Source organism: Peribacillus deserti (genome assembly GCF_016909175.1).
GTDB classification, from domain to species: Bacteria; Bacillota; Bacilli; order Bacillales; family DSM-1321; genus Paraperibacillus; species Paraperibacillus deserti.
Genome location: NZ_JAFBFI010000011.1, coordinates 116,268 through 143,104, shown reverse-complemented (window position 1 = coordinate 143,104; position 26,837 = coordinate 116,268). Strand labels below are relative to the sequence as shown.

Below are 26,837 nucleotides of genomic sequence, written 5' to 3'. Positions count from 1 at the left end.
AGAGGAGGAATCCTTTGGAAACTTTGTATTGGTCTATTATCGCAATTCTGTTCATAATCGGATTTGTGGGGTTAATTTATCCTATTATTCCTAGTGTATTATTTATTGCAGGCGGGATTCTGTTATATGGGTTATTTTTTTCCTTTGAACCTTTTAGCAGGCTGTTTTGGGCGGTACAGGTTCTGTTCGTAATTTTGCTTTTTTTAGCTGATTATGCGGCTAATCTTGCTGCCGTGAAAAAATTTGGCGGTTCAAAAGCAGGGGTTTGGGGCAGTACGATAGGCTTGATTGCTGGTCCTTTTGTCATTCCTATATTCGGAATCATCATTGGCCCTTTTCTCGGAGCTATATTGGCAGAGCTTTTATTTAACAGAAAGAATATTAAGACAGCAGCAATAATAGGATTTGGCTCTGTCGTTGGCTTTGTTTCAAGTGTGATCACGAAAGGAATTATTCAGGGATTCATGATAGCTTATTTCTTCATAGCCATTTTATAGGCAAAATTTAGAAATAAAAATGCTAAAAATTTGTATCGTTAACTAATCTTTGATAATCTAAAATCAAAGCCCTCGGAACATGGTTATTTTATACTGTGGAGAAAGGGCTGAATATTTATGTACATAGAGAGGGGTATTAATATGGCTTTTGAACTTCCACAATTACCTTATGCTTACGATGCATTAGAACCTAACATCGACAAAGAGACAATGAACATCCATCATACGAAACATCACAACACATATGTTACAAACTTAAACAACGCTCTAGAAGGTAATGAGGAGCTGTTGAGCAAAAGTGTAGAAGAAGTAATTTCAAACCTTGATGCAGTACCTGAAAATGTTCGTACTGCTGTGCGCAACAATGGCGGCGGCCACGCGAACCATACTTTATTCTGGCAGATTCTTTCTCCAAATGGCGGCGGAGAGCCTACTGGTGAGCTTGCAGAAGCTATCAGCAGCAAATTTGGAAGCTTTGAAAATTTTAAAGAAGAATTCGCAAAAGCTGCTACTACACGCTTCGGTTCAGGCTGGGCTTGGCTTGTTGTAAACAATGGCGAGATTGAAGTAACCAGCACTCCGAACCAGGACAATCCAGTAATGGAAGGCAAAACTCCGCTTCTAGGGCTTGATGTTTGGGAGCATGCATATTATTTGAAATACCAAAACCGCCGTCCTGAGTATATCAACTCTTTCTGGAACGTTGTAAACTGGGAAGAAGTAAATAACCGCTATAACCAGGCAAAATAAATTAAACTATATCATCAAAAAGCCGGCATCTTTGTGCCGGCTTTTTGATTTTTCCTAAACCCTTGCAGATGTAAATTCTCATTCTTTTTCTGTCTGTTTACATATTTTGAGGCTCTTTTCCTTAAACTATCACAGACATAAAAGGAGAGTTCAATATGAGTTTTCTGAAAAAATGGGTGGGAGAAGCAGACCTTCCAAAGGATTTGAATCTTCTGCTGATTATAGGCGGTTTATATGCTTTAAGCGGAGCATTATCAAATACATTTGTTAATGTGTATCTATGGAAGCAGTCAGGACGTTTTATTGATCTAGGGATATACAATCTATCCGTCGTTTTTCTGCAGGTGTTTACCTTTATCCTGGCAGGCAGATGGGCAAAAAAAATGGATAGGACCATTGTTCTCCGCATAGGAGTTATATTTCTGGCTCTGTTCTATCTGGCTGTATTGATTGTTGGCGAAAATGCGACCTCTTTTTTATTTCTATTAGGCGGCATACTGGGAATTGGCTATGGTTTTTACTGGCTTGCATTTAATGTTCTTACCTTTGAAATCACAGAACCGCATACTAGGGATTTTTTTAACGGCTTCATGGGGATATTGGGGTCAGCCGGAGGCATGATCGGTCCTATAATGGCGGGTTTGATTATTTCCAGATTCGATAAATTTTTTGGGTACTCTATTGTTTTCGGCTTATCCCTGACTCTATTTTCTATAGCCGTTATTTTGAGTTTTTATCTAAAGAGGAGGCCAGCCCAGGGGAATTATTTGTTTCTTAGGATTCTGAAAGAGAGGCAGCATAACTTTAATTGGAAATTAGTTACTAGTGCACATTTTTTTCAAGGACTTCGGGAAGGCACCTTTGCATTTGTTATTTCTATATTTGTCTTTATTACAACAGGAAGCGAACTGGCTATAGGAACTTACGGACTCGTTAATTCGGGCATTTCTTTTCTTTCTTACTACCTTGTGTCACGGTATATTAAGAAAAACAAAAGAAAAAAAGCGATTCTGGCAGGAGGTATCGGCCTCTATTTATCGATATTGTTAATTGTCTTTGATTTGAGCTATATGAAATTATTGATATATGCCTCTGTGATTGCTATTTGTTATCCATTGCTCCTGGTCCCGTTTATTTCCACTTCCTATGACGTCATTGGCAGCGGCTGGAAGGCAGCAGAAATGAGAATTGAATATGTTGTTGTAAAAGAATTGTTTCTAAACAGTGGAAGAATGGTCTCGCTTCTCACTTTTATTGGCTCTGTGTATATTTTCGGGGTAGAACAAAGTCTTCCATACCTTTTATTAATTTTGGGAGCAGGACATACATGCATCTACTTTTTCATAAGAAAAGTGAACATCAAGGCTGGTTAAAAGGAGATTGGAAAAAATCTCCTCTTTTTCTTGTTCATTTATATGTCTAAATTTGTAGAAAAAGATAAGCAATTTATATAAAATAAAGGGTGGACAACATAGAATAGTTTAAAGGATGTGTGGCTTAGTTGAAAAAGTCTGGAAAGAAAAAGACGCATGTTCCTTTTCGGTTAAATATGCTTTTTTTTATTGTATTTATTTTATTCTCGGTTCTTATTTTACGGCTTGGAATGGTCCAAATCGTATATGGGGACGATTATAAGAGGGAAATAGAAAGAACGGAAGATGTAACGGTAAATAATCCGGTTCCCCGCGGTAAAATGTATGACCGCAACGGGAAGGTAATTGTAGATAATACACCTTTGAATGCAATTACATACACAAGGCAGGCAGGGGCAGATACAGAAGAAATGCTTAAAACAGCTGAAAAGCTGGCAAAGCTGATTCACATGGACACGAAAAAAGTCACTGAGCGGGATAAGAAGGACTTTTGGATTATGCACCATGAAGAAGCAGCTAAGAAAAAAATAACCAAAGCAGAAACAAAGCTATATGAGGAAAAGAAAATCACAGATAAAGAGCTTTACAATAAGCAGCTTTCTCGAATTACCCAAAAAGAATTGAATACGATCACAGAAGATCAAATGCAGGTTTTGGCCATATATCGTGAATTTAGCAGCGGATATGCTTTGACTCCTCAGGTTGTCAAGAATAAAGATGTGTCTGACAAAGAATTTGCAGTTGTCAGCGAAAATCTCGAAAAGCTTCCGGGTGTAGAAACAACGACTGATTGGGATCGTAAATATCCTTTTGGCTCGCCGCTTCAAACCATTCTAGGGAAGGTTACTTCTTCTGAGGAAGGGCTGCCAAGTGAGCAGCTTGATTATTTTCTGGCCAGTGACTACAGCCGGAACGACCGGGTTGGAAAAAGCTATATAGAACAAGAGTATGAAGATGTTCTTCATGGACAAAAAGCCAAGGTTAAAAATGTGACAGACAAAGCGGGCAATGTCATTCATTCACAAAAGGTCTCAGATGGGCAGCGTGGAAAGGATTTAGTCCTTACCATTGATATGGAGCTTCAAACGGCTGTCGAAAAAATTATCGAGCAGGAACTCAAAGATAAAAAACACAATTATAGTGATACACAGCTTTTGGAGCGTGCCTTTGTAGTTATGATGGATCCTAATACTGGAGAAATCCTGACAATGGCAGGAAAAGACTATAAAAAAGATGAAAAAACCGGAAAATACAAAATGAATGATTTTGCACTCGGCAATCTTTCCACCTCTTACGCAATGGGCTCCGCCGTTAAGGGTGCAACCGTGCTGACAGGCTACAAAACCGGTGTGCTGACGCCCGGACAAAGGATATTGGATGCCAGGATGAAAATAAAAGGTACCAAGGATAAAGGATCCTGGCAGACGATGGGTGTAATTGATGATCTTACGGCCTTAAAGCGGTCATCCAACGTTTATATGTTTAAAACAGCCATTGCCATTGGTAAGGGAAACTATGTACCAGGTCAGTCTTTGGATGTGGATACAGCTGCATTTTCCACATTGAGGGACAGCTACAGCCAGTTCGGGCTTGGTGTCCGAACCGGAATAGATCTTCCAAATGAGCAAAATGGGTTTAAAGGCACGGGCGATGGTCCAGGGCTTCTGATGGACTTATCTATTGGCCAATATGATACGTACACACCGTTGCAGCTTGTCCAATATGTATCCACTATTGCAAATGGAGGAAGCCGTTTACAGCCTCACCTTGTTAAAGAAATAAGAGAGCCGATAGATGATAATGGGAAAATGGGTCCTGTTGTCGAAGAAATGGCTCCGACTGTATTGAACAGGCTGGACATGAAGCCGGAATGGATTGACAGAGTCCAGGAAGGGTTTAGGCAGGTTATGCAGGATCCAAGAGGAACAGCCGCTTCTGGATTCATAGATGCTGAATATAAACCAGCAGGCAAGACAGGGACAGCAGAGGCGTTCTATGATGGTCCAAAGAGGAGTCAGTTTAAAGAGCCTCCTCAGACCATGAATATAACACTTGTAAGCTATGCGCCTTACAACAATCCCGAAATTGCCATGGCGGTTGTTGTGCCATGGGCCTATCAATCTTCTGAGGGCCACCATATGAATTTAGATATTGGAAGAAAAGCTTATGATGCTTATTTCAAGCTGAAAAAAGAGCGGTCTGAAAAAGAGTCAAATGAAAGTGCTTCTGAGGATGTTAACAATCAGTCTGGTCAGAATGAATAACTATCATTATATCCAATAAATGAATATGGACAGAATGGTCTTGGCGCCTGAACAGGCTTCCAGGGCCATTTTTTAGTTTTACAAAGAAATTTTAATTCATTAAAACTCCGTTAATGAAAAAATTCTACACTTTTAATAGCGGATAAGTATATATGATGCCAATATATGCGTGAGATGAAGGACTGTCTCAAAGGAAAATGCTTAATCCAAAAGGACAGCAGCAGTGTCTATGTATAGCCCCTGGTCATCGACCGGATGTTATTTTAATCGCCGAGCCAGCATCTGTACTTATTCCAATAGCTATTTTGAAAATTGAGGAGCTTGTACAAGAAATTAATAAAAAATTTAGATAATGGTGACTCATAATATGCAGCAAGTTGATAAAGCGGCGTTTTTTCTAAAATCGTGAGGTAAAAGAATTTGCAGAAACCGATAAAATCTTCTCTAATCCTTCTGATAAAGATCAAAAGATATAACAGAAAGACTCGGATAAGAAGAATGTGCAGGGGGAGATCCCATGGTGGTTCGCGAAAAGTTTGAGACGGAATTAAGAGAATTAAAGGAGCTGCTTATTAAGCAGGGGATTGAGTCTTTACATGCCTTGTCAAATGCCTTCATTGCTTTAGAAAGCCGGGATTTCGAAGCTGCCTTGGAAATCATCGAAGACGATGTAAAGATAAACTTGTTAGAAGAGGAAATTAATGAACTTGCCATTCTTTTGATTGCTAAACAGCAGCCTGTAGCAAGTGATTTAAGAGGAATTATTGCAGCCATAAAGATTGCAGCTGATCTTGAAAGAATGGCAGATTTCGCCGTCAATATTGCCATAACAATCCGGATCGGCAAAGAGCCATTCATTAAGCCTTTAACTCACTTGAAACAAATGCATGAAATGACTATCCAAATGATCGATTTATCCATTAAATCCTTTGAAAAAGAAGATGTTATTCTAGCTAAGGAGGTTAGTGAAATGGACGATAAAGTGGACCGGTTATATGGCGAGACCATTAAGAGCCTGTTAGAGCGGGCACAGGAAAAATGGGGCAGGTTACGCAGTTAACTTTTATTGCCCGCTATCTGGAGCGGACAGCCGCTCATGCCACTAACATTGCGGAAAACATTTTCTATATGGTCAAAGGGAACATTACGATCTAAATTAGCAGCTCACACGCGGCAGAAAGTATTTTTTAAAAAACAGAGAATAAACAAAACGAGCATACACCTAAAGTGCTGCTCGTTTTTTATTTTCTGTTGGATTTTTGTCTATGCATTAGAGCTTTTATCCTTTTAAGGGACGGATCCGGATCCAGTTCTCAGGTCAATTCCGGGTGATGGTGCTGCTAATCTGGGCGATAGACATATTGCTGGTTAAGACAAAACTTCCCAGCTGGATATTTTCGTTAAGATCATGTGCTTTCAGGTAATTCTCAAACTCATCTGAATCTTTTATGATTCCGTTCTTTTGGAGAATATCAGATAGATCCTGCGGTGTCATACCTGATTGAACCTGTAATGTATATGTTTTAATTTTAGGCTTCTCTTCTTTAGTTGAAGCTAAAGGAGGTTTTGCAGAGGTAACTGCCGCTGAAGTCTTGCTCTTTTCCTTCTTTTGGTCTTTCATAGGTTCTTTAGAAATACTATAGCCAGCCTCTTTAATCACATGTTCTGCCTCCGAGAAAGAGATGGACTTGTCCTTCTTAAATAAGAAATGATAGGAAGCCAGAATAGCTGCTGAGACAAAAAGGCCTGCAGCGAATGCTTGTAATATGCTACGGCTCATATTGGTCTCTCCTTTTGTTGGTTTTCATCAATAATAGATATAATTTCATTGGGCTGTAAATTGGACTGATGAGCTATGCGCTCAATGGAAAGTCCTTGTCGATACAGCGCCAGCACCTGGTTTTTTATGATTTCATGAACGGAGCTTTTTTCCTTTATGGCAGCTGGAAAAGCATCAGAGTACTCTGGAGATTCTTGAAAGAGGAGTTCCTCTTCCAAAACAGAAATCTTCTTTTTTAATTGATAGATATCCTGCATATAAGAGAGGGAAAGCTGTTCTATTTCCTGTTCCAGCTCGGCTAAACGGTCTTTTCTTAGAAACGAAAAGATAAAAACAATTGCAGATAAGAGTAATAGAGTTAGGATGATATATTCCATATTAGTCACCTCAGATGTATAGAATGATGAGTAAGATAATCATACACCGAAATGTTCTGCCAATGTGAATTTTTATCAAAATTTGCCGGATTGTCAAATAAATGAGGTTTTTACTAAAAATTTGGAAACTAAAATTACTAGTAATCGACAAAATGCGTTCATTGTTTAGAACAAATACCCGTGATAGGATAATCATAAGCCCGGATGATAGAAAATTTGAAATATTGGAGGGTTTTAGTTGATTGAGGAAATTCTAAAGCTCCGAAATGAAGGGCTGTCCTTTAAGAAGATAGCTTCCAGTTTAGGTGTTCCGGCTGGGAGAATTCAATATCAATGGAATAAGCATTTGAAAAGTCTTGCTGAAGCACGACAGAGCACATCTCCTCTAGGAATAGAGAAAACCATGGGCGGACGCAGGACAAATGATGATCAGAACAATGAGAACCCGCAGCATAGGAATGAATATATTACCGCAGTATTGCAAAATGCAGATACCATATTCTTATGCTGGGCAATGAGCGCAGCTAAAAAACAGGCCATTTCTTACAGTTTGGGCGTGCCGCTTTCCTCGCTGAAAACGTATTGCAGACTATATGACATTACAGGTGTTTTATTCAACGGAAACAATGCTCATATGTATATGGATATACGTCTCCCAGAACAGGCTTATTCGTGGAAGCTTTCAGGAGTAAAACCAGAACGCTCTTACATAATAGATATTGGCTATAAAGAGAGCAGCGGCTTTATCCCGGTTCTCCGGTCCGAGTCAGTCCAAACTCCTTGTATAGATTTTAATCATTTTGGACGACCGGGGCAGGAAGCTGGGTGTTGGATAAAATGGCAGGAGGACAAGCCTGGTTGGAATGAACATGTAAGCACCTATTCTCTTTATGAGGATAACGAATGACAAGAGGGGGCTGGGATTTTGCTGATCACCTTTGAGAAAAGCATCAGGTCTTATTATGAAAAAGCAGGAATCAGAAGACTTCCCTTTATAAAACGATTGGAAGAAGAGTTTTCTTTGCTGATAAAGCTCTTAGAAAATGCAAAGGCGGACCATCCTATCCACGTAAGTATAAGCGGACTCCTTCTTGAGCTGCTGGCTAAACCCCAGTTTCAGGTAGAATTTCAGGATTATATTAAAACAAAAAAAACCGAAAATGTTTGGACAAGGTATGGATGGACAACTCCGCTGCCTGCTTTATTGGAGCTTAGCGGAGCAAAAAAGTTAATTCCCGCTGCCACAGCTTATTCCTTGTTTCCTATGTCATTAATCCAGACTTCTTCAGGTATGGAATATCAAATACAAAAATCTTCTAAGATTTTAACAGAGCTTTTTCAGGCTAGCCCTAAAAGCTTTTATTATCCGTATGGGAACTACCTTCCAGGATTGGATCGGCAGCTGTATGAAAAAGGGTTTATCTATTCTTTTATCAATGAAAATGCCTTTCATCTAAGAAAGCCTGACACGAATGAAGAAGGATACGTATATTCTCCCCATGGTATCATAATGGTCCCTTATAAAATTTACTCTAAGGAAGATATGTTGATAGTACATTCTGGCGGATCTCATCCTCTGCTTTATTTGAAATCCTCTGAACTAAAAACATTCATGAAGGAAGAATATGATCATTTTTTAGATGAGAGCAATTATAGGATCTGGGTTGCAGGTAAAACGTCTTCTGAGCATAAAGAAATTACAAAGTCTTACTTTTCCTATACCTATAATGATATGCCAGCTGGCCAGAATCTATTTCCAGATTCTGCTGCGGATCTTTTGATTAAATCTTTTTCAATGGAACGAGAATTTGAACATTCTAGCGAGGCCGATAAAAAGAAAATGGGTAATGATTGGAGCCTCTTTATTGACGGCCTTCTGACATCTGAACAAGCACACAATTCACATCCCCTTTCCGCTGATAAGAATAATCAAAATGGATATGCAAGCCAGCCCGCTGGTCCAGCCCATAAGCTCAACATATTAATGCTTACGTGGGAGTTTCCGCCCCATATTATAGGAGGGCTATCAAGGCATGTATACGGACTGGCAAAGGCTATGTCAGATAATGGCCATCACTTACATGTTCTAACCGTGCGTCAGAAGGGTTTTGATGAATATGAAGTGATGGATAATATTTCTGTCCATAGGATCACTCCTGTAACTTCAGGGGAAGCCTCTTTCCTGGACTGGGTAACCTGTTTAAATGTGGCTATGACCGATAAAATCAGAGAAATCTGTGACAGGGAGTCTATTGATATCATCCATGCTCATGATTGGCTGGTGGCAGCAGCAGCCCTTACAACAGCATTGGACGATATGGCCCTGGCCGTTACGATCCATTCCACTGAATATGGAAGGAACAGCGGTATCTACAGTGAACTGCAGAAGAAGATTCATTATCAGGAGCAGCAGCTTATTTCGAAGGCAGACAAGGTGATTGTGTGCAGTGAATATATGAAACAGGAGCTGAAAACAGTCTTTCGATGTGAGGATAAAAAATTGGTTATGCTGCCCAATGGAATTACGGAAGAGGAGGTTATCTCTCAATCAGACATTGACATTACCCGGTACGGGGCAGACGAAGGTATTCCTATTGTTTACTCCTGGGGAAGGGCCGTTAAAGAAAAGGGAATTCAAACATTAATTAAAGCGGCAGCTCTGTTAAAAAATAAACACCTCAAACTGCATATAATCGTTTCTGGAAAGGGGCCTTACCTGCCGTTTCTGAAAAACCTCGCGATTGAGGAGGGTGTACAGGACGATATTACGTTTACTGGCTATGTAACTGATGATGAAAGAAACAGAATTCTCAAACATTCTGCAGCCGCAGTGTTTCCTAGTTATTATGAGCCATTTGGTATAGTCGCATTGGAAGCAATGGCAGCAGCTAAGCCCGTAATTGCTGCTAGAACTGGGGGACTCCAATCTATATTTAAACATAAGGAAGAAGGCCTTCTATTTAAACCTGGTAATCCAGCACAGCTGGCTGAAATGATAGAATTTCTCCTGACGAATCCGGCGGAAGCAGAGAGGATTGCGGAACAAGGGAAAAGAGCGGCCCTTCATTTATATAATTGGTCCAAGATTGGTAGTGAAACCGAAGCTGTATTTAGAGATATCCTGCTGGAACGTTATTCAATGAGGGGGGATCCAGATGAAAATGAGTACAAAACTGTTAAAGACACGTAATTCGGGCTTCAGGCCCATTTCATTAGAAAATTCGCTGACTTGTGGACTAGGGTTATGGGAAAACGGTAAATATAACAATCTGGCAGATGAATTTCAAAATGACAATTCAGTAAGGGTTCAGACATTGGATTATCATGCCCATATAAATGGCGAAACGGGAATTTATGCGGAATTTACTCTTTATAATCCATTTAACACGGCAAGAAATATAAAAATGATATGTATTTTTAATGATTTAAACAGATCGGAAACAACAGCATTTTACAGCCCTCAGGAAGATTCTATTATTCAGCTCAGAGATGATAATCTGGCTTATATGAGCGGAACAATCGGCGGGAGCGGACTTGGCCAATATTCCATTGTTGAATCGTCCAGGTTAAAGTACGAAGGGTGTTTTAAATCGCTGGATAGAGGGGAACTATATTTTTCCCCTCTCGCAAAAGGAAATCTCTCTATCATCTATACTCTTGAGACTACTATTGAGCCTCGAGGCTATGCAAGTGGAGCTGCTTGGACAGTCGTTTCACCAGTCAGAGAGAAAGCTGTGAAAATAAATAATTCGTTAAGAAAAAAACGTACTAGCATTTTATTTTAAAAAGTGATATTATATAAAAGTCGTATGAAGAGAGACTTAAGTTTGGAGGGAAATATATATGCGCGTGAATATTACGTTGGCTTGCACTGAGTGTGGAGACCGTAACTATATTTCTAAAAAAAATAAACGTAACAATCCGGATCGTCTTGAGCTTAAAAAATACTGCCCAAGAGAAAAACGTGCTACAGCACACCGCGAAACAAAGTAAGCAGCAGGATATCCTGTTGCTTTTTTATTTATATAAAAAGAATGAATGATCGAGTTTTAACGTTTTTGTCAGGAGATGAGCCGAATGGATAAGAAGCTGTTTCGAAAAGAAGTAAAACAATTTTTACAAAAAACATTAGAGCCCAAAAACATTTATAATCAACATTCAGCTGCTATAGCCGAGCAGGTATATAGGGATAAGGATTGGAACAGCGCTTTATGCATTGGGATTACTCTGTCCAACTTTCCGGAAGCAGATACATACGAAGTGATCAAGCGGGCGTGGAAAGATGGGAAGAAAGTGGCTGTCCCTAAATGCTATCCTGAAAAGAGGGTGCTTGAATTCCATGAGTTATTAAGCTTTGATCAGCTGGAAACGGTATATTATGGTTTAAAAGAACCGATTATATCAGAAACGAGAAGGGTTCCATGCAATGAAATGGACCTTCTATTCGTCCCGGGATTAGCGTTCAGTCCTAACGGCTACAGGCTCGGATATGGCGGGGGTTACTATGACCGGTTTTTAGCAGCATATAAAGGTAAAACCTTATCACTGGCGTTTGATGCTCAGATTCTCCCTGAAATTCCGGTAGAATCCCATGACATTCCTGTCTCGAAAATCATAACTCCTTCTGAGGTCATTCGCTGTGTTTAATAGTATCATCTTCCTAATTATTATTTTAACTGCCTGGGCAGGCTGGAAACAGAAGTTCCTTACAGGATCTGGGGCATTTGCTTCCGTTTTAGTAGGCATCGCCGTTGCAGCTGGATTTGGCTGGAAAGGCTTATTAATATTGGGGTGCTTTTTTGCAAGTTCCAGCTTTTGGTCTAAGTTCAAAAATACCGTCAAAAAACCCATAGATGAAAAGCTGATGAAAGGGAGCCAGCGGGACTGGTACCAGGTTCTGGCGAATGGGGGAACATCGGCAGTTATTGCAGTTATTCATTTCTTTCAACCAGAAGACGTCACGTTGATCTTATTCTTAGTTAGTATAGCCGCAGCCAATTCAGATACTTGGGCCTCGGAACTTGGAGTTCTTAGCAAAGCCCGTCCAGTTTCCATATTGAGTTTTAAGCGGGTTGATAAAGGCACATCTGGGGCTGTCAGCATTTTTGGGACATTTTCTGCGCTCATGGCATCCTTCTTTATAGCATGTGTTTCAGCTATCATTTTTGGTGTTGCTTCTATTTCATTTCTGATTATAATAACAGGATTCGGCTTTCTAGGCAGTATGTATGATACCCTGATTGGTGCGCTGTTACAGCCAGAATATAAATGCTTAGAATGTGGGCTTCAAACTGAAAAAATCGTGCATTGCCATCAAAAAACGCAAAAAATAAAAGGAACCAAATTATTAAACAATGATTTGGTTAATGTCTTTTCGATAATACTGTCAGTTATTACTTGTTACCTGTTTGTTTAAATTTTTAAATTAAATTCATAAATTTTGTGGAATTTCTTCACAATATAAAGCAGGAGGGATGATTATGACAAGATTTTTGATGAGAACCATTTTATTTTCAGCTGTTGGGGCAGCCGCGTACAAATACCGGTATACTCTCATGAACCGAATGCTGTCAATGCCGGCTGTAAGAAGCCTTGTGGTATCTACTTCCATGAAGAGTCCTCTGCTAAGGGGCAAAGTTCTTCAAAACATGTTCGAATAAGCATGAAAGGGCCCGCCTGTGATAAATAGGTTTAGGGTCCTTTTTGTTTTAGGTATAAATAATTCAGGCCTGCCCAAGAATTTTTATATGCGGCTTTCCTGAATCGTTAAAAGAAGTAAAGTATGTTTGAATTAATGAAAAACTGTGTTAAGTGCAAAAGCAGTTGGATACAATCGAAGTATATTGGCAAGTGAGGAGGAGAAGGATTGGGTACTAATGAAGAATTTTTATTCTGGGTAGCTGCCAGGCAGTTAATTGAACAGGAACATATGTCTCTTATATACATGGGCAGCGATCAACGAGAAATCTGGCTGGAAAACAACCGGAAAGGCTCGCCCTTTCAGGTGCTCAGGCTGGTCCTTAATGAATTAACATGGTCAAATCTTCTAAAGAGAGACATAGATCAAACCACTGTATTCGGGGAAAATAATCGTGGTGTGCTAAGAGCAAAGCAATTATCGATCTTAAATATTTATTTCACCCCGCATGTCCCCCTTGATGAATATGAATATCTTTTAAGAGCTCCTGCTCATTTCAAGAACACGTATGTGAATACTTTTATTTTTGACACAGAATCTATAAGGTTTAAGCTTCCAGAGCTAGAGTCGATCCTGGGTTTGCAGCTTCCTCTGAGAACTAACGCTGAGCAATCAGATGAAGGTGAAATAAGATATCTGAAGCAGGAAGTTTTGCAGTCTGCCGGCAGGGAAATAAAAAAAGAACAAAGCCTTTTAGAAGCCGGCCGCCCCATTTTTACTTATGTGTTTTTGTTTTTACAAATATCTGCGTTTATCTTGCTTGAAATGAGTGGAGGAAGCCAAAATACTCAGACCCTGATCAAATACGGCGCCAAATATAATCCGTTAATTTTGGAAGGCGAATGGTGGAGATTTTTTGCCCCTATAGTCCTGCATATTGGGGTACTGCATCTGCTCACAAATTCATTATCACTGTATTATATTGGAGCGACAGCAGAACGCATCTATGGCAGTCCAAGATTTCTGTTTATTTATATCTTTGCCGGTTTTACAGGTTCTCTTGCAAGTTTTCTTTTTAATACAAGTGTTTCAGCAGGTGCCAGCGGAGCTATTTTTGGCTGTTTCGGTGCTTTGTTATATTTTGGACTTCTACACCCGAAAACGTTCTTTCGTACAATGGGAGCAAACATTATCCTGATGGTAGTCATCAATCTAGGTATAGGCTTTACCGTACCAGTGGTTGATAACGCAGGGCATATCGGGGGATTAATAGGAGGTTTTTTGGCCTCGGCAATCGTCAGGATCCCAGGTAAAGGCAAGCTTATCAAACAAGGAACTGCCCTTCTAGCTGCAAGCCTTCTTGTGTTCTTTCTGCTTCAATATGGGTATGGAAGAACAGCCGTCTCAGATAATGAGCAGGTAACTGTTGCTATGGCCCAGGAACACTTGAAAAAGAACGAATACGATAAAGCTTACCAGCTGTTAAGGGAATATACAGATGAACATAAGGCTGCACCGAAGAGCTACTTCTTAATGTCCTTAGTAGAGCTGAAACGAAATGAAACAGAGCTGGCAGAGGGACACTTACGAAAAGCTATTCAGCAGGACGATGAATTCCATGAAGCTTATATAAACTTAGCCATTGTATATTTAAATAAGCAGAGAATGGATGAAGCCCAAAAAATGGCTGAAAAGGCTGTAAGCTTACAGCCTGATAATGAAAACTACAGGAAAATACTAAAAGAAATTAAGGAGTATACCTTAAAGACTGGCGAAGGAGTATAGGTGTACGATCCTCAGCCTGCAATAGGACGAGCAGCTCGCGTTTATTATGATTTAGCAGTAAAAGGGGAATGGTACTTCCGAGTGGACTGATTATGGTTCCATTCTCTTTTTTAATTCCTAATACATAGTTCTTATATAATCCTTCCCAGAGCTTTCCGATTATTTCTTCCTGAACAGACTCAGGAATGCCGGATAGGAATCTGGTCCTCTGCCGTGAAAGCTCAGTTAATGGAAGTTCTTTGTACCGGCTTCGGGGGATTGAGAACTTTTGGACTGCCTCGTCCCAGCCTAGTGATGTAATCGCCTTTTTATTATTATCAAGAGTTAATTGCCACTCTTTTTGTTCTTTTGTGATTGGAGATTCAAAAAAATCAAATCCGGAAAGCTTCGAAAGAATCATATATTTTTTGTCAAAGCTCAAAGCCTGCGTGCTAGTAATAGAGTCAGCTGTATGGATTTCCCCATAATGAAAGGTAATTGCTTCATAAATGGAACTTTCATTTAAGGAAAATGCCCTCGATTGATCCAGCTTATTTGTATTTTCCTTCCATTCTTTCATTACTCCCTCAAGACGGCCATTTTTAAATAGAAGCGACACATCCTGCCTGAGGTAGGCTGGTTTGTATGTTTCAGAGTAGGATCTCCATTGAAGGTCATACCGCATCTTTGAGAGTTTTTGAGGAATCAGCATAGTATCTGCTGATTGGAAAACTGCCTTTTTGTCGATAGGGAAAAATATGATGGTTTCCGTACTTCTTTCATCATTTATAAAATAGGCTGTTAAACAGGTGATCATAAGGATCAGCCCGGTGATATACCAGTACAATCTTTTCATAATGCCCCTCCTGAGACTTCGCATGTTCTACTATATGAAACGGTAGGGACAAGTATGAGGCCAAAAAGGGAAACCGCTTGATTCAAAACAACAATATATTTGACTTGGTTTGCTCGAAAGATTTTTAAGCTGCACTTGTGAGATAAAAAAGCTTCCTTTATACTTTGAATGAATACTAAATATGCTGCAAGAGGGATAGAATGAAAAACTTTTATGATGTTCAGCAATTTTTAAAGCGCTTTGGAACGATTATATACATAGGTGACAGACTAGCAGACTTAGAGCTGATGGCAGAGGAGCTAAGTGAGCTATACCGTTCTAACTTGATAGAAGTAACGGAATTTCAAACAGCTGTGCTTATTTTACGGCATGAAATTCAAATAGAAAAAGATAAAAGAAAAAAATAAATAAATAGGGAGATGAAAAAATGGAAAGATGGCTTGTCGGAGTGGATTTAGGGGGAACAACTACAAAATTGGCCTTTATCAGTTATTATGGTGAGATTATTCATAAGTGGGAAATACCAACTGATAAAAGTGAAAAAGGCAAGAATATTACCACTAACATTGCCAAAACGATAGATGCAAAATTAGATGAACTTGGGCAGACCAAAAACAAAATTCTGGGTATTGGGATGGGCGCACCGGGCCCTGTTAATTCGAGTACAGGGGCCATCTATGAAGCAATAAACCTTGGCTGGACGGATTATCCTCTGAAGCAGCTTTTAGAAGTGGAAACATCGCTTCCTGCTGTGATTGAAAACGACGCCAACCTGGCAGCACTGGGAGAAATGTGGAAAGGTGCGGGCAACGGAGCAAGGGATCTTGTCTGCATTACACTCGGAACTGGAGTTGGAGGCGGAGTTATTGCTAACGGCCAAATCGTGACTGGAATAAGCGGGGCAGCAGGAGAGATTGGTCATATTACCATTCTTACTGAGGGCGGAGCTAAATGTAACTGCGGAAAAACGGGATGCCTTGAAACATTAGCTTCCGCAACAGGCATAGTAAGATTAGCAAAGGAAGCACTCGAGGAGAACAATGAACCTTCAAAACTTCGGGATTTTAACGGCTCATTTACTTCGAAAGATATTTTTGACCTGGCAAAGGAAGGAGATACAATCGCTTCTGCAGTCCGGGATAAATTAGCATTATATTTAGGCCTGGCGTCTGCAAACGTTGCAAATGTATTAAATCCTGAAATTATTGTAATTGGCGGGGGAGTATCAAAAGCAGGCAGTGTGCTTCTCGATCCTGTCCAAAAATATTTTAAAGAGTTTTCATTTACCAGAGTCCGTGAATCAACGAGTATGGCGATTGCTACCCTTGGTAATGATGCTGGAGTGATTGGTGCTGCTTGGCTTGCAAAGAATGCTTTTGGCGAATGATACCTGCCTTAAACTTTTGTTACCTGCATATAATAAGAAAGGAGTTTTCTTTAATAGAAAGCTCCTTTATTTTGATTGGAGTGAAACCTCGCAGGGTTTTTAACATCCATGTGCAGGGTAAATAATCCCAACTAGTTTACCGGGTTTTTCCATTTTTCACATACTATGACAAAGACAGGGGGAAAGGAATGCACAGCCTGATTGGTCAAAAAACTATCTCGTTCGTGGGCATCGCTGCATTTTTACTGTGGGTGAAGACATATATTGTTTATAAGCTAAGCTTTGGGATTACTGGAGAAAGCATTCTACAGGAAATTATTTTATTTATGAACCCGCTGGCATTTTTACTGTTTGTGCTGGGAATCGCTACCTTTCTAAGCGAAAAATCCAGGATCCGGTATATTGTGTCCTGCAGCTTTATCATATCTGCCGTGCTATATGGAAACGTGGTTTTTTACCGTTTTTATAATGACTTTATTACTTTTCCAGTTTTGTTTCAAACGAGCAATATATCCGATCTTGGAAGCAGTATCTCAGAATTAGTCAGTCCCGCCGATATCTGGTACTTCCTCGATTTCTTTGCTCTTTGTCTAATTGCAGCTTTTAAGCCAGCATTTATTTGGTTTAAAAAGTATGTTCCAGGTGATCGAAGGTTTTTTTATACAGCCTCAGCAGGGGTTCTTCTATTGAATTTAGGTCTGGCAGAAGCTGTACGGCCGCAGCTCTTGACTAGAACATTTGACCGGGAAATTCTGGTGAAAAATATCGGAACTTATAATTATCATTTATATGATGCTTTTCTGCAGACAAAATCAACGGCACAAAGAGCCCTGGCTGATGGAAGCGAGCTTGCTGATATCCAAAATTATATTCATTCAAATAAAGTTGAGCCGAATGAAGAGCTATTTGGCGCGGCTAAAGGCAAAAACTTAGTAATTATTTCGATGGAGTCAACCCAGGGATTTGTAATCAATAGAAAGATCAATGGAAAAGAAATCACGCCGTTTCTTAATAATTTTATAAAGGAAAGTTTTTATTTTGACAACCTCTATCATCAAACAGGGCAAGGAAAAACATCGGATGCTGAATTCCTTGTGGAAAATTCCCTTTATCCGCTTGGGCGGGGAGCGGTATTCTTTACAAACCCGCAGAATACGTATTTTGCCACCCCGCGAATATTAGCTGAGCAGGGATATTACACTGCAGCCATGCATGCAAATAACAAAAGCTTCTGGAATCGCGACCTTATGTATAAATCACTGGGCTACAACCGCTATTATCATTTGCTGGACTATAAGGTGACACAGGAAAACTCAATAGGCTGGGGCTTAAAGGATCAGGATTTTTTTGATCAGTCCCTGTTACATATAAAACAAATGCCGCGTCCCTTTTATGCAAAATTAATTACATTGACCAATCATTTTCCTTATATTTTAGATGAAGAAAATCAATTTATTGACGAGTTTAACTCGAGCAGTAAAACACTTAATCGGTATTTCCCAACTGTCAGGTATACAGATGAGGCTCTCAAAGATTTTATACAAGGCTTAAAAGATTCAGGGCTATACGACGATACAGTCATTGTTTTGTACGGAGACCATTATGGAATTTCAGAAAACCACAATGAAGCAATGGGACAATACTTAGGAAAGGAAATTACTCCTTTTGAAGAAGTACAGCTGCAAAAGGTCCCTGTCATTATTCATGTTCCGGGAGAAAAAGGCAAGACCATTTCCAGGGCATCGGGACAGGTTGACTTAAAGCCAACTATCCTTCATCTATTAGGAATAAAAAGTGCTGTCGGCCTGGAATTTGGAAATGATTTATTAAGTCCAGACAAACAGGATTTTGCTGTACTCCGAGGCGGAAATTTTGTTACTAGGGATTATATTTACACAAAGGATACATGCTATTCTAAATCAACCGGTCAGCCGGCTGATCCGCATGTCTGCAAGCCTTTTATAGAAAAAGCAAATCTTGAGCTCCAGTATTCTGATCAAATTGTCTACGGTGATCTGCTGCGCTTCTTTGGAAAGAATTCAAAACAAAAATCTCAGTGAAAATGGCACTTCATTTAGAGTCGGCGGCAGCCGATTCTTTTTTTAAATTCTCATTATGATTATCGGCCTTTTCCTATATAATTAAAGAAAGAGCTTTATCGTTCATTATTTGGGGGTGAAAGGGAGTTGAAGGGTTCATGGAAAAATGTATCCATACTGGCGCTCAGTACAAGTCTTATTGTTACAGGCTGTCAATTCAGTTCTTCTGTTGAAAAAGAACCTGAAAAAATTCCTAAAACCAATGGCCATTCCTCCAGTAAAACTGAGTTTATTCCTCAAAAAATTACCGCTGGACATATAAAAGTCGACAAAATTGCAGGCTGGATCAATGATGACGAAATTGTATTCACTGCCCTGCAGGGTACACAGACTCTATTGAAAAAAATGAATGTAAGGTCTGGTTCGCAGACAACCCTTTATGAAAGTCCATCCGCCATCTCTTCTGTTTATATAAATCCTGACCAATCCAGATTGATTATTCACTCATCTGTTTCCAATGAAAAAGCAGAAATAACTGTACTTAGATCCGATGGCAGCAAGCTTTATACATTAGCTCTTCCATCGGCAGAAATTCATATTGAATGGAATTCATTTAACCAAGATCAATTTTTAGTCACTACGTTTGCTGAGGATTGGAGCTTTAGGTGCTATGTGGTAGATTCAGCATTATATACAGCGGAGGAATTAAACACTGCTCAGCCCTTCCCACAATGGCATTCGAAAGAAAAATTCCTCTATCTTGCGTGGGACAGGAAGACGTCCGGTCAATCAGCTCCATTAATCATAGATGATATATCGGAACAAGAAAAAAGAGTGCTGAAGGAACATGTTATTGAATTTAAACAGAAAGAGAATGTGCTCGTTACACTGGAAATGATTTCAGAAGATGAAGGAAAGTACACCTTCTACAATAGAAGCCTAAAAAACAGCCATTCCTTTGAAGTGCCCCTTTTAGAGAATGCCTCAGGCTGGACGCTGCCCCAAACAGGCATTAGTGAAAAAAAGAATATTTTTGCAGCAGTTGTTCCGAGGGTTGATGAGGAAGGGAAGGATAGTTTTCGGCTGATACAATATAATTGGAAAACAGGGGAAAGCGAGACCATTTTGAAAAACATCCCAAATGAGCTGATCCAGCTGTCACCTGATGCCGACTGGTGCCTGATCGGAAATAGATTAGAAAAAATAATAAATATGAGAAGCAAAAAAATCTATAACCTTCTCTAAGACTTTTTTAAATAAGAAAAACCTCGGCAAATGCGAGGTTTTTCTTTATTACTATTAGTGTCCAGCTGGGTAGCCATGATTTAAAACAGTCATTACTGTAAACCATCCAAATACGGCAACTGAACCTGCTGCAAATATAATACCCATTAGATTTTTGTTTTTCAAAGAACTAAAAAGACCTAATACTGCAAGAATTGTCACTAGCGCAAAAATTATTGATAAACCCATCTTTAAGCCCCCTTGTTGTATATATGTGAAGAAACTTACTAAACAACTGCCAATATCCAATTGACGGTAATTCTACTAAAAATATGTAGAGAAAATTGCATTCGTTATTATTTTAATGGTTTTTTAAATATTTGTCGAGGTTAAATCGAGCAGTATACCTTTGCATTAGAAAGCGTTTCCGTCATGCACAGATACCACATTAACCTTTTTCTATCTATACCATGACAGCTGGAAATGAAAACGGAAATGATATGTTTGCTGCTTCAATCTCTTGCATTTTGATTTCGGCATGTTTAATGTTAAGGATACATAGCAAAATGCGGAGGATGATAGCAATGAAATGGTTCCAGCTGCCTTTAGGAAGCTTTCAAACAAACTGTTATATACTGGTTAATAGACAAAAAGAATGCCTGATATTTGATCCAGGGGATGAATCTGAAAAACTTATCAGCTTTATTTCTCAAAAAGAGCTGATCCCAAAGGCGGTCCTGCTGACCCATGCCCACCTTGATCATATCGGAGCTTTAGATGATATAAGAAAGCAATACAAAATTCAGGCATATATCCATGAAAAGGAAGCAGACTGGCTGATCGATCCAAGCTTAAATGGATCAAAATTGTTTACACCGAGCAGCCCGCTGAAGCTAAGCCCGGCAGAAAATATCGTAAAAGGGGAACAAAAGCTGACGGTCAAAGGATTTGAATTTGAATTGCTTGAAACACCGGGACATTCACCTGGCAGTGTATCTTATTATTTTAAAGAATTAGGAGCAGTATTTTCTGGGGATGCCTTATTTAACAGAAGCATTGGAAGAACCGATCTTCCAGGCGGAAATCATAAACAGCTGATTCAAAGCATTAAAACAAAGCTGCTGACTCTGCCAAATAATACTGTAGTTTTATCTGGCCATGGGCCGGCCACAACCATCAGAGAAGAAAGCAGGGAAAATCCTTTTCTTGTATAGAAGAGTATCTGGGGGAAATCATGCTTCATTTAATAAAAGAGAAGATTCGTAGACAGGAAATCCAGTTCATTACATATAGCGATTATATGAAGATGGCTCTTTATGACCCTCACTTTGGATACTATATGAAAGACGGAGAGAAAATTGGGAAGCAGGGCGATTTTTATACTTCCGTCAATCTCTCGGATGTTCTAGGAACTCTGCTTGGAAAGTGGTTTTGCAAGCTGTTCCATACAAGCGGTTTAACTCCAGTGATCTGTGAGCTTGGCGGAGGTACCGGCAAGCTTGCACGCCATATTTTAGAATCTATTAAGCAGACGGACCCGGAGCTGTATAGTAAAACAGTTTATTATATAGTGGAAACGAGCCCTTTTCATCAAAAGCTGCAGCAGGACTGCTTAAGTTCTTTTGAACATGTGCAGATAGTCAGCACAATTGAGGAACTAGGACAGATAGAGGGAATCGTTTTTTCAAACGAGTTTTTTGACGCGTTTCCTGTGCATGTAATAGAAATGTATCGCGGCAGGCTGTTTGAAGTTATGGTTAGCTGCAACTCCAGCGGGAATGATCTTGCCGAGCACCTCGTACCTCTGGAAAATAGCGAAATAATAAGCTATTTAGAAAATGAAAAATTGGTATTACAGGAAAAGCAGCGGCTGGAAATCCCGCTTCCTATGCTGGAGTACCTGGAAAAGATAGCAGGTATACTTACAAAGGGTTTAATGGTTACGATGGATTATGGATATACCCACGATGAATGGGAGCTCCCGCAGCACCGAAGGGGAAGCCTCAGGGGTTATTATAAGCATGAAATGATTGAAGATGTTTTGGAAAAACCGGGAGAAATGGACATTACCTCACATATTCACTTTTCAGCGTTAAGCAGTTATTTAAAAAGCCGGGGATTCATTCAAGAATATTTACTAAGACAGGATGAGTTTCTGCTGCAGCTTGGCATCCTGAAAGAACTGGAAGAACATTATGATCCCAATCCTTTTACTGAAAAAAGCAAGAGGAACAGAGCCATCAGGGATTTATTGATTCCCGGCGGCATCAGTTCTTTCTTCAGAGTTGATCTTCAGTTAAAGGGGCTTGAAGATAAAAGAAACGTTTTGTTCACTGAAAACGAAAATGGAAAAACCCATGAAACCTGAGTTTCATGGGTTAAGTATTCGTATTAATGCCCGCCGGCCCCAGGTGTCATCATAAAAGTTGTCCAATAGGTAAATCCAGCGAAAAAGACTGTAAGGTATGCTCCAAAAACATAAATGTACATACGTTCTGATAATTTTAAGTAACTTAATAAAACAAAGAATCCAGTTTGACCGAAAAATAGCAAAGCTGCTGTTGGCATGTCTCCCATATAGAAGAAGATTGCGAAGATACCTGTCCAGAAGCCAAGTACTCTATACATACGCTCCATGTGTTCCCCTCCTTTGTCCATAACGGTATTTCCTAAATTATTATAAATTAACAAGATATTGAATGTAAAGAATAGTTTGCCGCCACTCGTAATGATGCTGGGAGAAAATGAAAACAATTACATTATATCATCCGGGATTTCGGATGTAATCAAACAGGAAATTTTAATTCTCATATTTTTATACGTAGAAAAATTAGTATTTTGAAAAAATTAAAAAATAAAGGAAGAAATCTGCAGGTATTTATCCAATTATGTCGAAATACTATTAACAAGAAAGGAAGGTGGTATTATTGGAGCCTATTGAAATAACAGCCGATCGGATATTGACCGCTGGCTTACGACAGCAGGCCTCAGACATTCATATTATCCCCCGGAAAGATGATTTCCAGGTACAGCTAAGAATTGCAAATCACTTAATCCACTATGAAGTACTCCCGCACAAGCATGCTCTAAGGCTGCTCTCCCATTTTAAGTTTTTAGCCTCCATGGATATTGGCGAAAAAAGAAGGCCCCAAAGTGGTTCATTTTCTGTAACAATTGACAGCACACAGGTCGGCCTGCGTTTTTCGACGCTTCCGACTGCAAACACAGAGAGCTTAGTCATACGCCTCATTCCCCAGCAGCAGATTCTCCCGCTTGATCAAATGTCGCTCTTCCCTAAAACAGTTTCCAAGCTTATGGCCTTATTAAAACATTCTCATGGATTACTCATTTTCACTGGCCCGACTGGAAGCGGCAAGACGACCACGTTATACTCTTTATTAAATCATGCTTCTGAATTTATTAACCGCAATGTCATCACTCTAGAGGATCCGATTGAAAACCATTCCGAACAAGCCCTTCAGGTTCAAATCAATGAAAAAGCCGGCATTACCTATTCTGTTGGTTTAAAGGCAGCTCTTCGGCATGATCCCGACATCATTATGGTGGGCGAAATACGGGATGCAGAAACAGCGAAAATTGCCGTTAGAGCAGCTCTTACCGGGCACTTAATACTCTCCACGATGCATACAAGAGATACAAAAGGCGCGGTTTACAGACTTCTAGAATTTGGTGTGAGTCTTCAGGAGGTCCAGCAGACGCTAATCGGGGTGACTGCCCAGAGGCTTTTAGAACTCACATGTCCATCCTGTGGAGGAGCCTGTAAAAAAACATGCAGCAGCCGCTTCAGGAAACCAAGAGCAAGTGTATATGAGCTCTTGTATGGAAAGAATTTAGCGGCGGTTTTTGCAGAAGCAAAAGGGAAAAGCAGCTCCAAAGGATTCCGGGTATTAAAGGATGAAATTAATAAGGCTGTAGCTCTCGGATACGTGGAGGAGAGAGAATTTTACCGGTGGGTGTACGAATATGAAAATCAGTAAGTGGCCTGTGAAAGAACAGGCAGGATTTTTGATTGAACTTGGTGAACTGCTGGAGCTTGGCTATTCATTATCCCATGCCCTAACATTTGTTCAGCTGAATAAGAACAGTAAAAAGGCAAAAGATCTTGACTATGCCCTCAAGCTTCTAAAAGAAGGCAGTCCCTTTTATTCGGTACTTGAAGCCCTTCATTTTCAGAGAAACATGACAAGCTATGTCTATTTTTCAGAACAGCATGGGATGCTATCAAAAAGTTTAAAGGAAGCGGGTGGTTTCTGGTTAAAAAGAAGTATAGAAGTTGAAAAAATGAAAAAGCTCGTTTTATACCCTCTGTTTTTGCTCCTTTTTGTTCTTCTTGTATTTTATGGATTTGAAAATCTTCTTCTTCCTAAGTTTGAGACATTATTTGCATCGATGAACCCATCGGGCAATACTTACCTCAAGATAATTTCCTCCTTTTCACATTTCCTAAAAAAACTTCCCTTGATAACGCTGCTTCTCATTTTTTTATCAGGAATGTACTACTTGCTTTGGTACAGAAAACTATGCCCTCTTAAACAAATGTCTCTCAAGTTAAAAATACCTGTTGCAGGCCGATTTATACGGATTTTCACCACTCAGTTCTTTGCCAGTCAGCTTAGCGGTCTGCTCGCCGGCGGGCTTTCCATTAATGAAAGTTTTCATTTATTTTCAATGTCGGGTCAGCAGCCATTTTATCAGAGAGTTTGTGAGAACATTCAACATGAATTAACCAAAGGGAGATCGCTTGAAAGTATTCTAAGCACTCTGCCTTATTTTGAAAACAATTTAGCAACCATTACAGCAAGCGGGCAAAAATATGGAAAACTAGATCAAGAGCTTTCATATTACAGCAAAAAACTGCTATCGGTGCTCGAAGAAAGAATAGAGTCCTATTTAAAGGTTGTCCAGCCAGCCTTGTTTGCTATTGTCGGTTTATTAATCGTCAGCATTTATATGGCTGTTCTTTTGCCTATGTATTCCTTATTAAACAGTTTATAAAGGAGATTGCACACTATGAATGAGAAAGGATTTACCCTTATTGAAATGATGATTGTTCTGCTGATTATTTCTGTTCTATTAATTATTACCATCCCTAATATTACTAAAAATCAAACCACTGTTCGTTCAAAGGGCTGCCAGGCTTTTCTAAAAATGGTCGATGCTCAGATTCAATCGTACGAACTGGACAATAATGCACCTCCTTCAGACATAGACGTGTTAGTGACTGAAAAATACCTAAAACAAAAATCATGCCCGGATGGGACAGCGGTAATAATAGGAGCTAACGGTGAAGCAACTGAGGCACCTGCTGAAGACGAATCTTAAGCTCACCATCACAAATGAAAAAGGCTTTACACTTATCGAATCGCTCTTTGTCCTTTCTATATTCCTCATGATCCTTTCAATTTCCAGCCAGCTTAATTTTAAAACTCATCAAGATTTCAAAACCAGTTTATTTCTCAAGCAATTTACCAGCGATATACAATATGGACAGCAATATGCAATAAGCAATGGCACGCTATTGTTTATAACCATAGATTCCGCTGGACATGCCTATACCGGCTCAACACCTGCAGGAAAAGTGTTTACAAAGGGTATACCAAAGCATCTTGATATCCTGCCTGGTACTATGGGCTTGAAATTTCACTTTGTACCTTCGGGCAATATCAGTAAAGCAGGCGTGCTTTATATAATTCATGGTAAAAAAACAAGCAGGATCCATTTTATGCTTGGAAAAGGAAGATTTTATATAAATGAAGGATAATGGATATATTTATGCAGAACTTTTAGCTGCACTGCTGGTTATTTGCTTTATGATTTCATCCTGTATTCCTCTATATGTCCAAATAAAGACAGACAGAAAGAATGCGTATATTTACATGACAGCAAGACATCTTCTTGATGAACAGCTTTTGAGAGCAGACTCCGCCGGCATCTCTCAACTGCCGACTGGAGTTCTTAAGAAGGATGGAATCGAATTCGCAGTCACATGGAAGGAAAGTGCGGATTATCCTTTATACCAGGAGGGCTGTGTTCAATATATAAATTTAAGTCAGAAGAAGGTTGAACTATGTGATCTTGCGAAAAATGAGAAGGGTTTTACACTGATTGAAATGCTGCTATCTGTCGTCATCTTATCAACTTTAGCTTCCTTAATCTTGACAGGGATGATCTTTCTAAAAAAAGACTTTGAAGTAAAAAGCATCAATAAAATGGAATGGGAACTATTTTTGCATCAGATTAATAGGGATATAAGAACTTCTACTATGCAGACAGCAGCAGGTAGCACCTTAACTCTTTTTGTAAAAAACAGAACGATTACGATTGAGAAATATCAAGATAAAATTAGAAGAAGAATTGATGGCTCAGGCCACGAAATTCTACTTCAAAATACACAATCATTCCATGTTAAAACAGAGGGAGAAGGCTTGAACCTCGAAGTGAAAGATCAATATGGCAACTCTCTTAACGCCTTTCTTTTGCCCATTAGGAGGAGCATAGACCCTTGAAAAACCAAAATGGCACCGTATTTCCCATGGTTTTGATTTTTGCCGCTGTTTTTTTTATGGCCCTGACAGCAGCGATAGACTTATTTTCCACAGAACAGAAATTTTATTATGAAAGTGCTGAAAAGCTTAAAGCCGATCATATCCTTCGGCTGGGTACAAATGAAATAATGGAGATGATTGTAAGCAAAGAGCATACAAATACAGGATTTTTATTTTATCTGCATGGAGATTTATATTATGAAATGAAAGCGGAAAGCGCTGGTATCGTGAGTATACATGTCTATATTTCTACGAAAGAGAATCGGAAAATGGAAGCTATTTTAAATATGACTCTCTTCAGCAAAAGATGATAGAATGGATA

Annotated in this window: 29 protein-coding genes and 2 pseudogenes; 26 read left to right on the top strand and 5 right to left on the bottom strand. The window is 39.5% G+C overall.

All coding sequences use genetic code 11. The features are described from left to right. The first annotated feature begins 14 nt into the window (after positions 1-14). The 6 genes and pseudogenes from JOC77_RS13225 to phoU all read left to right on the top strand — a co-directional run bounded on the left by JOC77_RS13225 (position 15) and on the right by phoU (position 6,039). Complete coding sequence (locus tag JOC77_RS13225) at positions 15-497, top strand: DUF456 domain-containing protein (protein WP_204544012.1); 483 nt, start codon at positions 15-17, stop codon at positions 495-497. Between the two features lie 141 nt (positions 498-638). Beyond that, positions 639-1,247: a superoxide dismutase gene (locus JOC77_RS13220; RefSeq protein ID WP_204544011.1), complete on the top strand. Its 609-nt coding sequence runs from the start codon at positions 639-641 to the stop codon at positions 1,245-1,247. Between the two features lie 155 nt (positions 1,248-1,402). Then, the gene (locus JOC77_RS13215) at positions 1,403-2,620 is read left to right on the top strand and encodes an MFS transporter (protein ID WP_204544010.1); all 1,218 of its coding nucleotides are present in this window, start codon (positions 1,403-1,405) and stop codon (positions 2,618-2,620) included. A 128-nt stretch (positions 2,621-2,748) separates the two neighbouring features. Further along, the gene (locus JOC77_RS13210) at positions 2,749-4,884 is read left to right on the top strand and encodes a peptidoglycan D,D-transpeptidase FtsI family protein (RefSeq protein WP_204544009.1); all 2,136 of its coding nucleotides are present in this window, start codon (positions 2,749-2,751) and stop codon (positions 4,882-4,884) included. 212 nt (positions 4,885-5,096) lie between these two features. Further along, a pseudogene (locus JOC77_RS21305) lies at positions 5,097-5,360 on the top strand (phosphate ABC transporter ATP-binding protein); the annotation flags it as partial. 41 nt (positions 5,361-5,401) lie between these two features. Next, positions 5,402-6,039: pseudogene (gene phoU / locus JOC77_RS13205) on the top strand (phosphate signaling complex protein PhoU). A 163-nt stretch (positions 6,040-6,202) separates the two neighbouring features. On the opposite strand, the gene JOC77_RS13200 reads toward phoU, so the two are convergent. Then, on the bottom strand, positions 6,203-6,664 hold the full coding sequence (locus JOC77_RS13200) for an endolytic transglycosylase MltG (protein WP_204544008.1): 462 nt from the start codon (positions 6,662-6,664) through the stop codon (positions 6,203-6,205). Further along, positions 6,661-7,041 carry a hypothetical protein gene (locus JOC77_RS13195; RefSeq protein ID WP_204544007.1) on the bottom strand — a complete coding sequence of 127 codons (381 nt, stop codon included), beginning with the start codon at positions 7,039-7,041 and terminating at the stop codon, positions 6,661-6,663. Before JOC77_RS13195 ends, JOC77_RS13200 begins: the two co-directional genes overlap by 4 nt. A gap of 238 nt (positions 7,042-7,279) precedes the next feature. On the opposite strand from JOC77_RS13195, the gene JOC77_RS13190 reads away from it, so the two are divergent. The 8 genes from JOC77_RS13190 to JOC77_RS13155 all read left to right on the top strand — a co-directional run bounded on the left by JOC77_RS13190 (position 7,280) and on the right by JOC77_RS13155 (position 14,464). Beyond that, the gene (locus JOC77_RS13190) at positions 7,280-7,948 is read left to right on the top strand and encodes a DUF4912 domain-containing protein (RefSeq protein WP_204544006.1); all 669 of its coding nucleotides are present in this window, start codon (positions 7,280-7,282) and stop codon (positions 7,946-7,948) included. Between the two features lie 18 nt (positions 7,949-7,966). Beyond that, on the top strand, positions 7,967-10,231 hold the full coding sequence (locus tag JOC77_RS13185; protein WP_204544005.1) for a glycosyltransferase: 2,265 nt from the start codon (positions 7,967-7,969) through the stop codon (positions 10,229-10,231). Continuing rightward, complete coding sequence (locus JOC77_RS13180) at positions 10,197-10,826, top strand: hypothetical protein (RefSeq protein ID WP_204544004.1); 630 nt, start codon at positions 10,197-10,199, stop codon at positions 10,824-10,826. Before JOC77_RS13185 ends, JOC77_RS13180 begins: the two co-directional genes overlap by 35 nt. 58 nt (positions 10,827-10,884) lie before the next feature. Continuing rightward, a complete protein-coding gene (gene rpmG, locus JOC77_RS13175; RefSeq protein ID WP_090740981.1) occupies positions 10,885-11,034 on the top strand; it encodes a 50S ribosomal protein L33 in 150 nt (49 codons plus the stop codon). 84 nt (positions 11,035-11,118) lie between these two features. Then, positions 11,119-11,688 (top strand): 5-formyltetrahydrofolate cyclo-ligase, encoded by a 570-nt coding sequence (locus tag JOC77_RS13170; RefSeq protein WP_204544003.1) that lies wholly within the window; start codon positions 11,119-11,121, stop codon positions 11,686-11,688. Further along, complete coding sequence (locus JOC77_RS13165; RefSeq protein ID WP_204544002.1) at positions 11,681-12,457, top strand: DUF92 domain-containing protein; 777 nt, start codon at positions 11,681-11,683, stop codon at positions 12,455-12,457. The genes JOC77_RS13170 and JOC77_RS13165 overlap by 8 nt, the downstream gene beginning before the upstream one ends. A 64-nt stretch (positions 12,458-12,521) precedes the next feature. Continuing rightward, positions 12,522-12,701, top strand: a complete 180-nt coding sequence (locus tag JOC77_RS13160) for a hypothetical protein (protein ID WP_204544001.1) — start codon at positions 12,522-12,524, stop codon at positions 12,699-12,701. Positions 12,702-12,907: 206 nt separating this feature from the next. Beyond that, positions 12,908-14,464, top strand: coding sequence for a rhomboid family protein (locus tag JOC77_RS13155; RefSeq protein ID WP_204544000.1), 1,557 nt, complete (start codon positions 12,908-12,910; stop codon positions 14,462-14,464). On the opposite strand, the gene JOC77_RS13150 is transcribed toward JOC77_RS13155, so the two are convergent. Then, complete coding sequence (locus JOC77_RS13150) at positions 14,427-15,299, bottom strand: hypothetical protein (protein WP_204543999.1); 873 nt, start codon at positions 15,297-15,299, stop codon at positions 14,427-14,429. The genes JOC77_RS13155 and JOC77_RS13150 overlap by 38 nt on opposite strands. 200 nt (positions 15,300-15,499) lie before the next feature. Between JOC77_RS13150 and JOC77_RS13145 the strand changes: the two genes are divergently transcribed. The 4 genes from JOC77_RS13145 to JOC77_RS13130 all read left to right on the top strand — a co-directional run bounded on the left by JOC77_RS13145 (position 15,500) and on the right by JOC77_RS13130 (position 19,970). Continuing rightward, positions 15,500-15,706, top strand: coding sequence for a YqgQ family protein (locus tag JOC77_RS13145; RefSeq protein ID WP_204543998.1), 207 nt, complete (start codon positions 15,500-15,502; stop codon positions 15,704-15,706). A 20-nt stretch (positions 15,707-15,726) separates the two neighbouring features. Further along, entirely contained in the window at positions 15,727-16,686 is a 960-nt protein-coding gene (locus tag JOC77_RS13140) for an ROK family glucokinase (protein ID WP_204543997.1), read from the top strand. Between the two features lie 188 nt (positions 16,687-16,874). After that, on the top strand, positions 16,875-18,746 hold the full coding sequence (locus tag JOC77_RS13135; RefSeq protein ID WP_204543996.1) for an LTA synthase family protein: 1,872 nt from the start codon (positions 16,875-16,877) through the stop codon (positions 18,744-18,746). Between the two features lie 126 nt (positions 18,747-18,872). Continuing rightward, positions 18,873-19,970, top strand: coding sequence for a YqgU-like beta propeller domain-containing protein (locus JOC77_RS13130; protein ID WP_204543995.1), 1,098 nt, complete (start codon positions 18,873-18,875; stop codon positions 19,968-19,970). A gap of 54 nt (positions 19,971-20,024) precedes the next feature. Here JOC77_RS13130 and JOC77_RS13125 read toward each other — a convergent pair whose 3' ends face one another. Beyond that, positions 20,025-20,198, bottom strand: coding sequence for a DUF2759 domain-containing protein (locus tag JOC77_RS13125; RefSeq protein WP_204543994.1), 174 nt, complete (start codon positions 20,196-20,198; stop codon positions 20,025-20,027). Positions 20,199-20,533: 335 nt separating this feature from the next. Between JOC77_RS13125 and JOC77_RS13120 the strand changes: the two genes are divergently transcribed. Together JOC77_RS13120 and JOC77_RS13115 are read left to right on the top strand one after the other, a co-directional pair. Continuing rightward, positions 20,534-21,163, top strand: a complete 630-nt coding sequence (locus tag JOC77_RS13120; protein ID WP_204543993.1) for an MBL fold metallo-hydrolase — start codon at positions 20,534-20,536, stop codon at positions 21,161-21,163. A 20-nt stretch (positions 21,164-21,183) separates the two neighbouring features. Beyond that, positions 21,184-22,317 (top strand): class I SAM-dependent methyltransferase, encoded by a 1,134-nt coding sequence (locus JOC77_RS13115; RefSeq protein WP_204543992.1) that lies wholly within the window; start codon positions 21,184-21,186, stop codon positions 22,315-22,317. A gap of 23 nt (positions 22,318-22,340) precedes the next feature. Here the strand turns inward: JOC77_RS13115 and JOC77_RS13110 are convergent, their stop codons facing one another. After that, a complete protein-coding gene (locus JOC77_RS13110) occupies positions 22,341-22,586 on the bottom strand; it encodes a DUF2626 domain-containing protein (protein WP_204543991.1) in 246 nt (81 codons plus the stop codon). 290 nt (positions 22,587-22,876) lie between these two features. On the opposite strand from JOC77_RS13110, the gene comGA reads away from it, so the two are divergent. Genes comGA through comGG form a run of 6 tightly spaced genes read left to right on the top strand, consistent with a single transcriptional unit; the run spans position 22,877 to position 26,826 of the window. After that, on the top strand, positions 22,877-23,947 hold the full coding sequence (gene comGA, locus JOC77_RS13105) for a competence type IV pilus ATPase ComGA (RefSeq protein ID WP_204543990.1): 1,071 nt from the start codon (positions 22,877-22,879) through the stop codon (positions 23,945-23,947). Beyond that, the gene (comGB, locus tag JOC77_RS13100; protein ID WP_204543989.1) at positions 23,934-24,965 is read left to right on the top strand and encodes a competence type IV pilus assembly protein ComGB; all 1,032 of its coding nucleotides are present in this window, start codon (positions 23,934-23,936) and stop codon (positions 24,963-24,965) included. The genes comGA and comGB overlap by 14 nt, the downstream gene beginning before the upstream one ends. A 15-nt stretch (positions 24,966-24,980) precedes the next feature. Further along, a complete protein-coding gene (gene comGC / locus JOC77_RS13095) occupies positions 24,981-25,292 on the top strand; it encodes a competence type IV pilus major pilin ComGC (protein ID WP_204543988.1) in 312 nt (103 codons plus the stop codon). After that, positions 25,255-25,731, top strand: coding sequence for a competence type IV pilus minor pilin ComGD (gene comGD / locus JOC77_RS13090; RefSeq protein ID WP_204543987.1), 477 nt, complete (start codon positions 25,255-25,257; stop codon positions 25,729-25,731). The genes comGC and comGD overlap by 38 nt, the downstream gene beginning before the upstream one ends. Next, positions 25,721-26,476: a competence type IV pilus minor pilin ComGF gene (gene comGF / locus JOC77_RS13085; protein WP_204543986.1), complete on the top strand. Its 756-nt coding sequence runs from the start codon at positions 25,721-25,723 to the stop codon at positions 26,474-26,476. The genes comGD and comGF overlap by 11 nt, the downstream gene beginning before the upstream one ends. Then, complete coding sequence (gene comGG / locus JOC77_RS13080; protein WP_204543985.1) at positions 26,473-26,826, top strand: competence type IV pilus minor pilin ComGG; 354 nt, start codon at positions 26,473-26,475, stop codon at positions 26,824-26,826. The genes comGF and comGG overlap by 4 nt, the downstream gene beginning before the upstream one ends. The last annotated feature ends 11 nt before the right edge of the window (positions 26,827-26,837 follow it).

Coding starts and splice junctions, on each gene's coding strand:
- rpmG (WP_090740981.1), top strand. CDS start 10,885: ATGCGCGTGAATATTACGTTGGCTTGCACTGAGTGTGGAGACCGTAAC.
- comGC (WP_204543988.1), top strand. CDS start 24,981: ATGAATGAGAAAGGATTTACCCTTATTGAAATGATGATTGTTCTGCTG.
- JOC77_RS13120 (WP_204543993.1), top strand. CDS start 20,534: ATGAAATGGTTCCAGCTGCCTTTAGGAAGCTTTCAAACAAACTGTTAT.
- comGF (WP_204543986.1), top strand. CDS start 25,721: ATGAAGGATAATGGATATATTTATGCAGAACTTTTAGCTGCACTGCTG.
- JOC77_RS13135 (WP_204543996.1), top strand. CDS start 16,875: ATGCACAGCCTGATTGGTCAAAAAACTATCTCGTTCGTGGGCATCGCT.
- JOC77_RS13125 (WP_204543994.1), bottom strand. CDS start 20,198: ATGGGTTTATCAATAATTTTTGCGCTAGTGACAATTCTTGCAGTATTA.
- JOC77_RS13180 (WP_204544004.1), top strand. CDS start 10,197: ATGAAAATGAGTACAAAACTGTTAAAGACACGTAATTCGGGCTTCAGG.
- JOC77_RS13170 (WP_204544003.1), top strand. CDS start 11,119: ATGGATAAGAAGCTGTTTCGAAAAGAAGTAAAACAATTTTTACAAAAA.
- JOC77_RS13150 (WP_204543999.1), bottom strand. CDS start 15,299: ATGAAAAGATTGTACTGGTATATCACCGGGCTGATCCTTATGATCACC.
- JOC77_RS13115 (WP_204543992.1), top strand. CDS start 21,184: ATGCTTCATTTAATAAAAGAGAAGATTCGTAGACAGGAAATCCAGTTC.
- JOC77_RS13200 (WP_204544008.1), bottom strand. CDS start 6,664: ATGAGCCGTAGCATATTACAAGCATTCGCTGCAGGCCTTTTTGTCTCA.
- JOC77_RS13140 (WP_204543997.1), top strand. CDS start 15,727: ATGGAAAGATGGCTTGTCGGAGTGGATTTAGGGGGAACAACTACAAAA.
- JOC77_RS13195 (WP_204544007.1), bottom strand. CDS start 7,041: ATGGAATATATCATCCTAACTCTATTACTCTTATCTGCAATTGTTTTT.
- JOC77_RS13220 (WP_204544011.1), top strand. CDS start 639: ATGGCTTTTGAACTTCCACAATTACCTTATGCTTACGATGCATTAGAA.
- JOC77_RS13110 (WP_204543991.1), bottom strand. CDS start 22,586: ATGGAGCGTATGTATAGAGTACTTGGCTTCTGGACAGGTATCTTCGCA.
- JOC77_RS13145 (WP_204543998.1), top strand. CDS start 15,500: ATGAAAAACTTTTATGATGTTCAGCAATTTTTAAAGCGCTTTGGAACG.
- JOC77_RS13160 (WP_204544001.1), top strand. CDS start 12,522: ATGACAAGATTTTTGATGAGAACCATTTTATTTTCAGCTGTTGGGGCA.
- JOC77_RS13215 (WP_204544010.1), top strand. CDS start 1,403: ATGAGTTTTCTGAAAAAATGGGTGGGAGAAGCAGACCTTCCAAAGGAT.
- comGB (WP_204543989.1), top strand. CDS start 23,934: ATGAAAATCAGTAAGTGGCCTGTGAAAGAACAGGCAGGATTTTTGATT.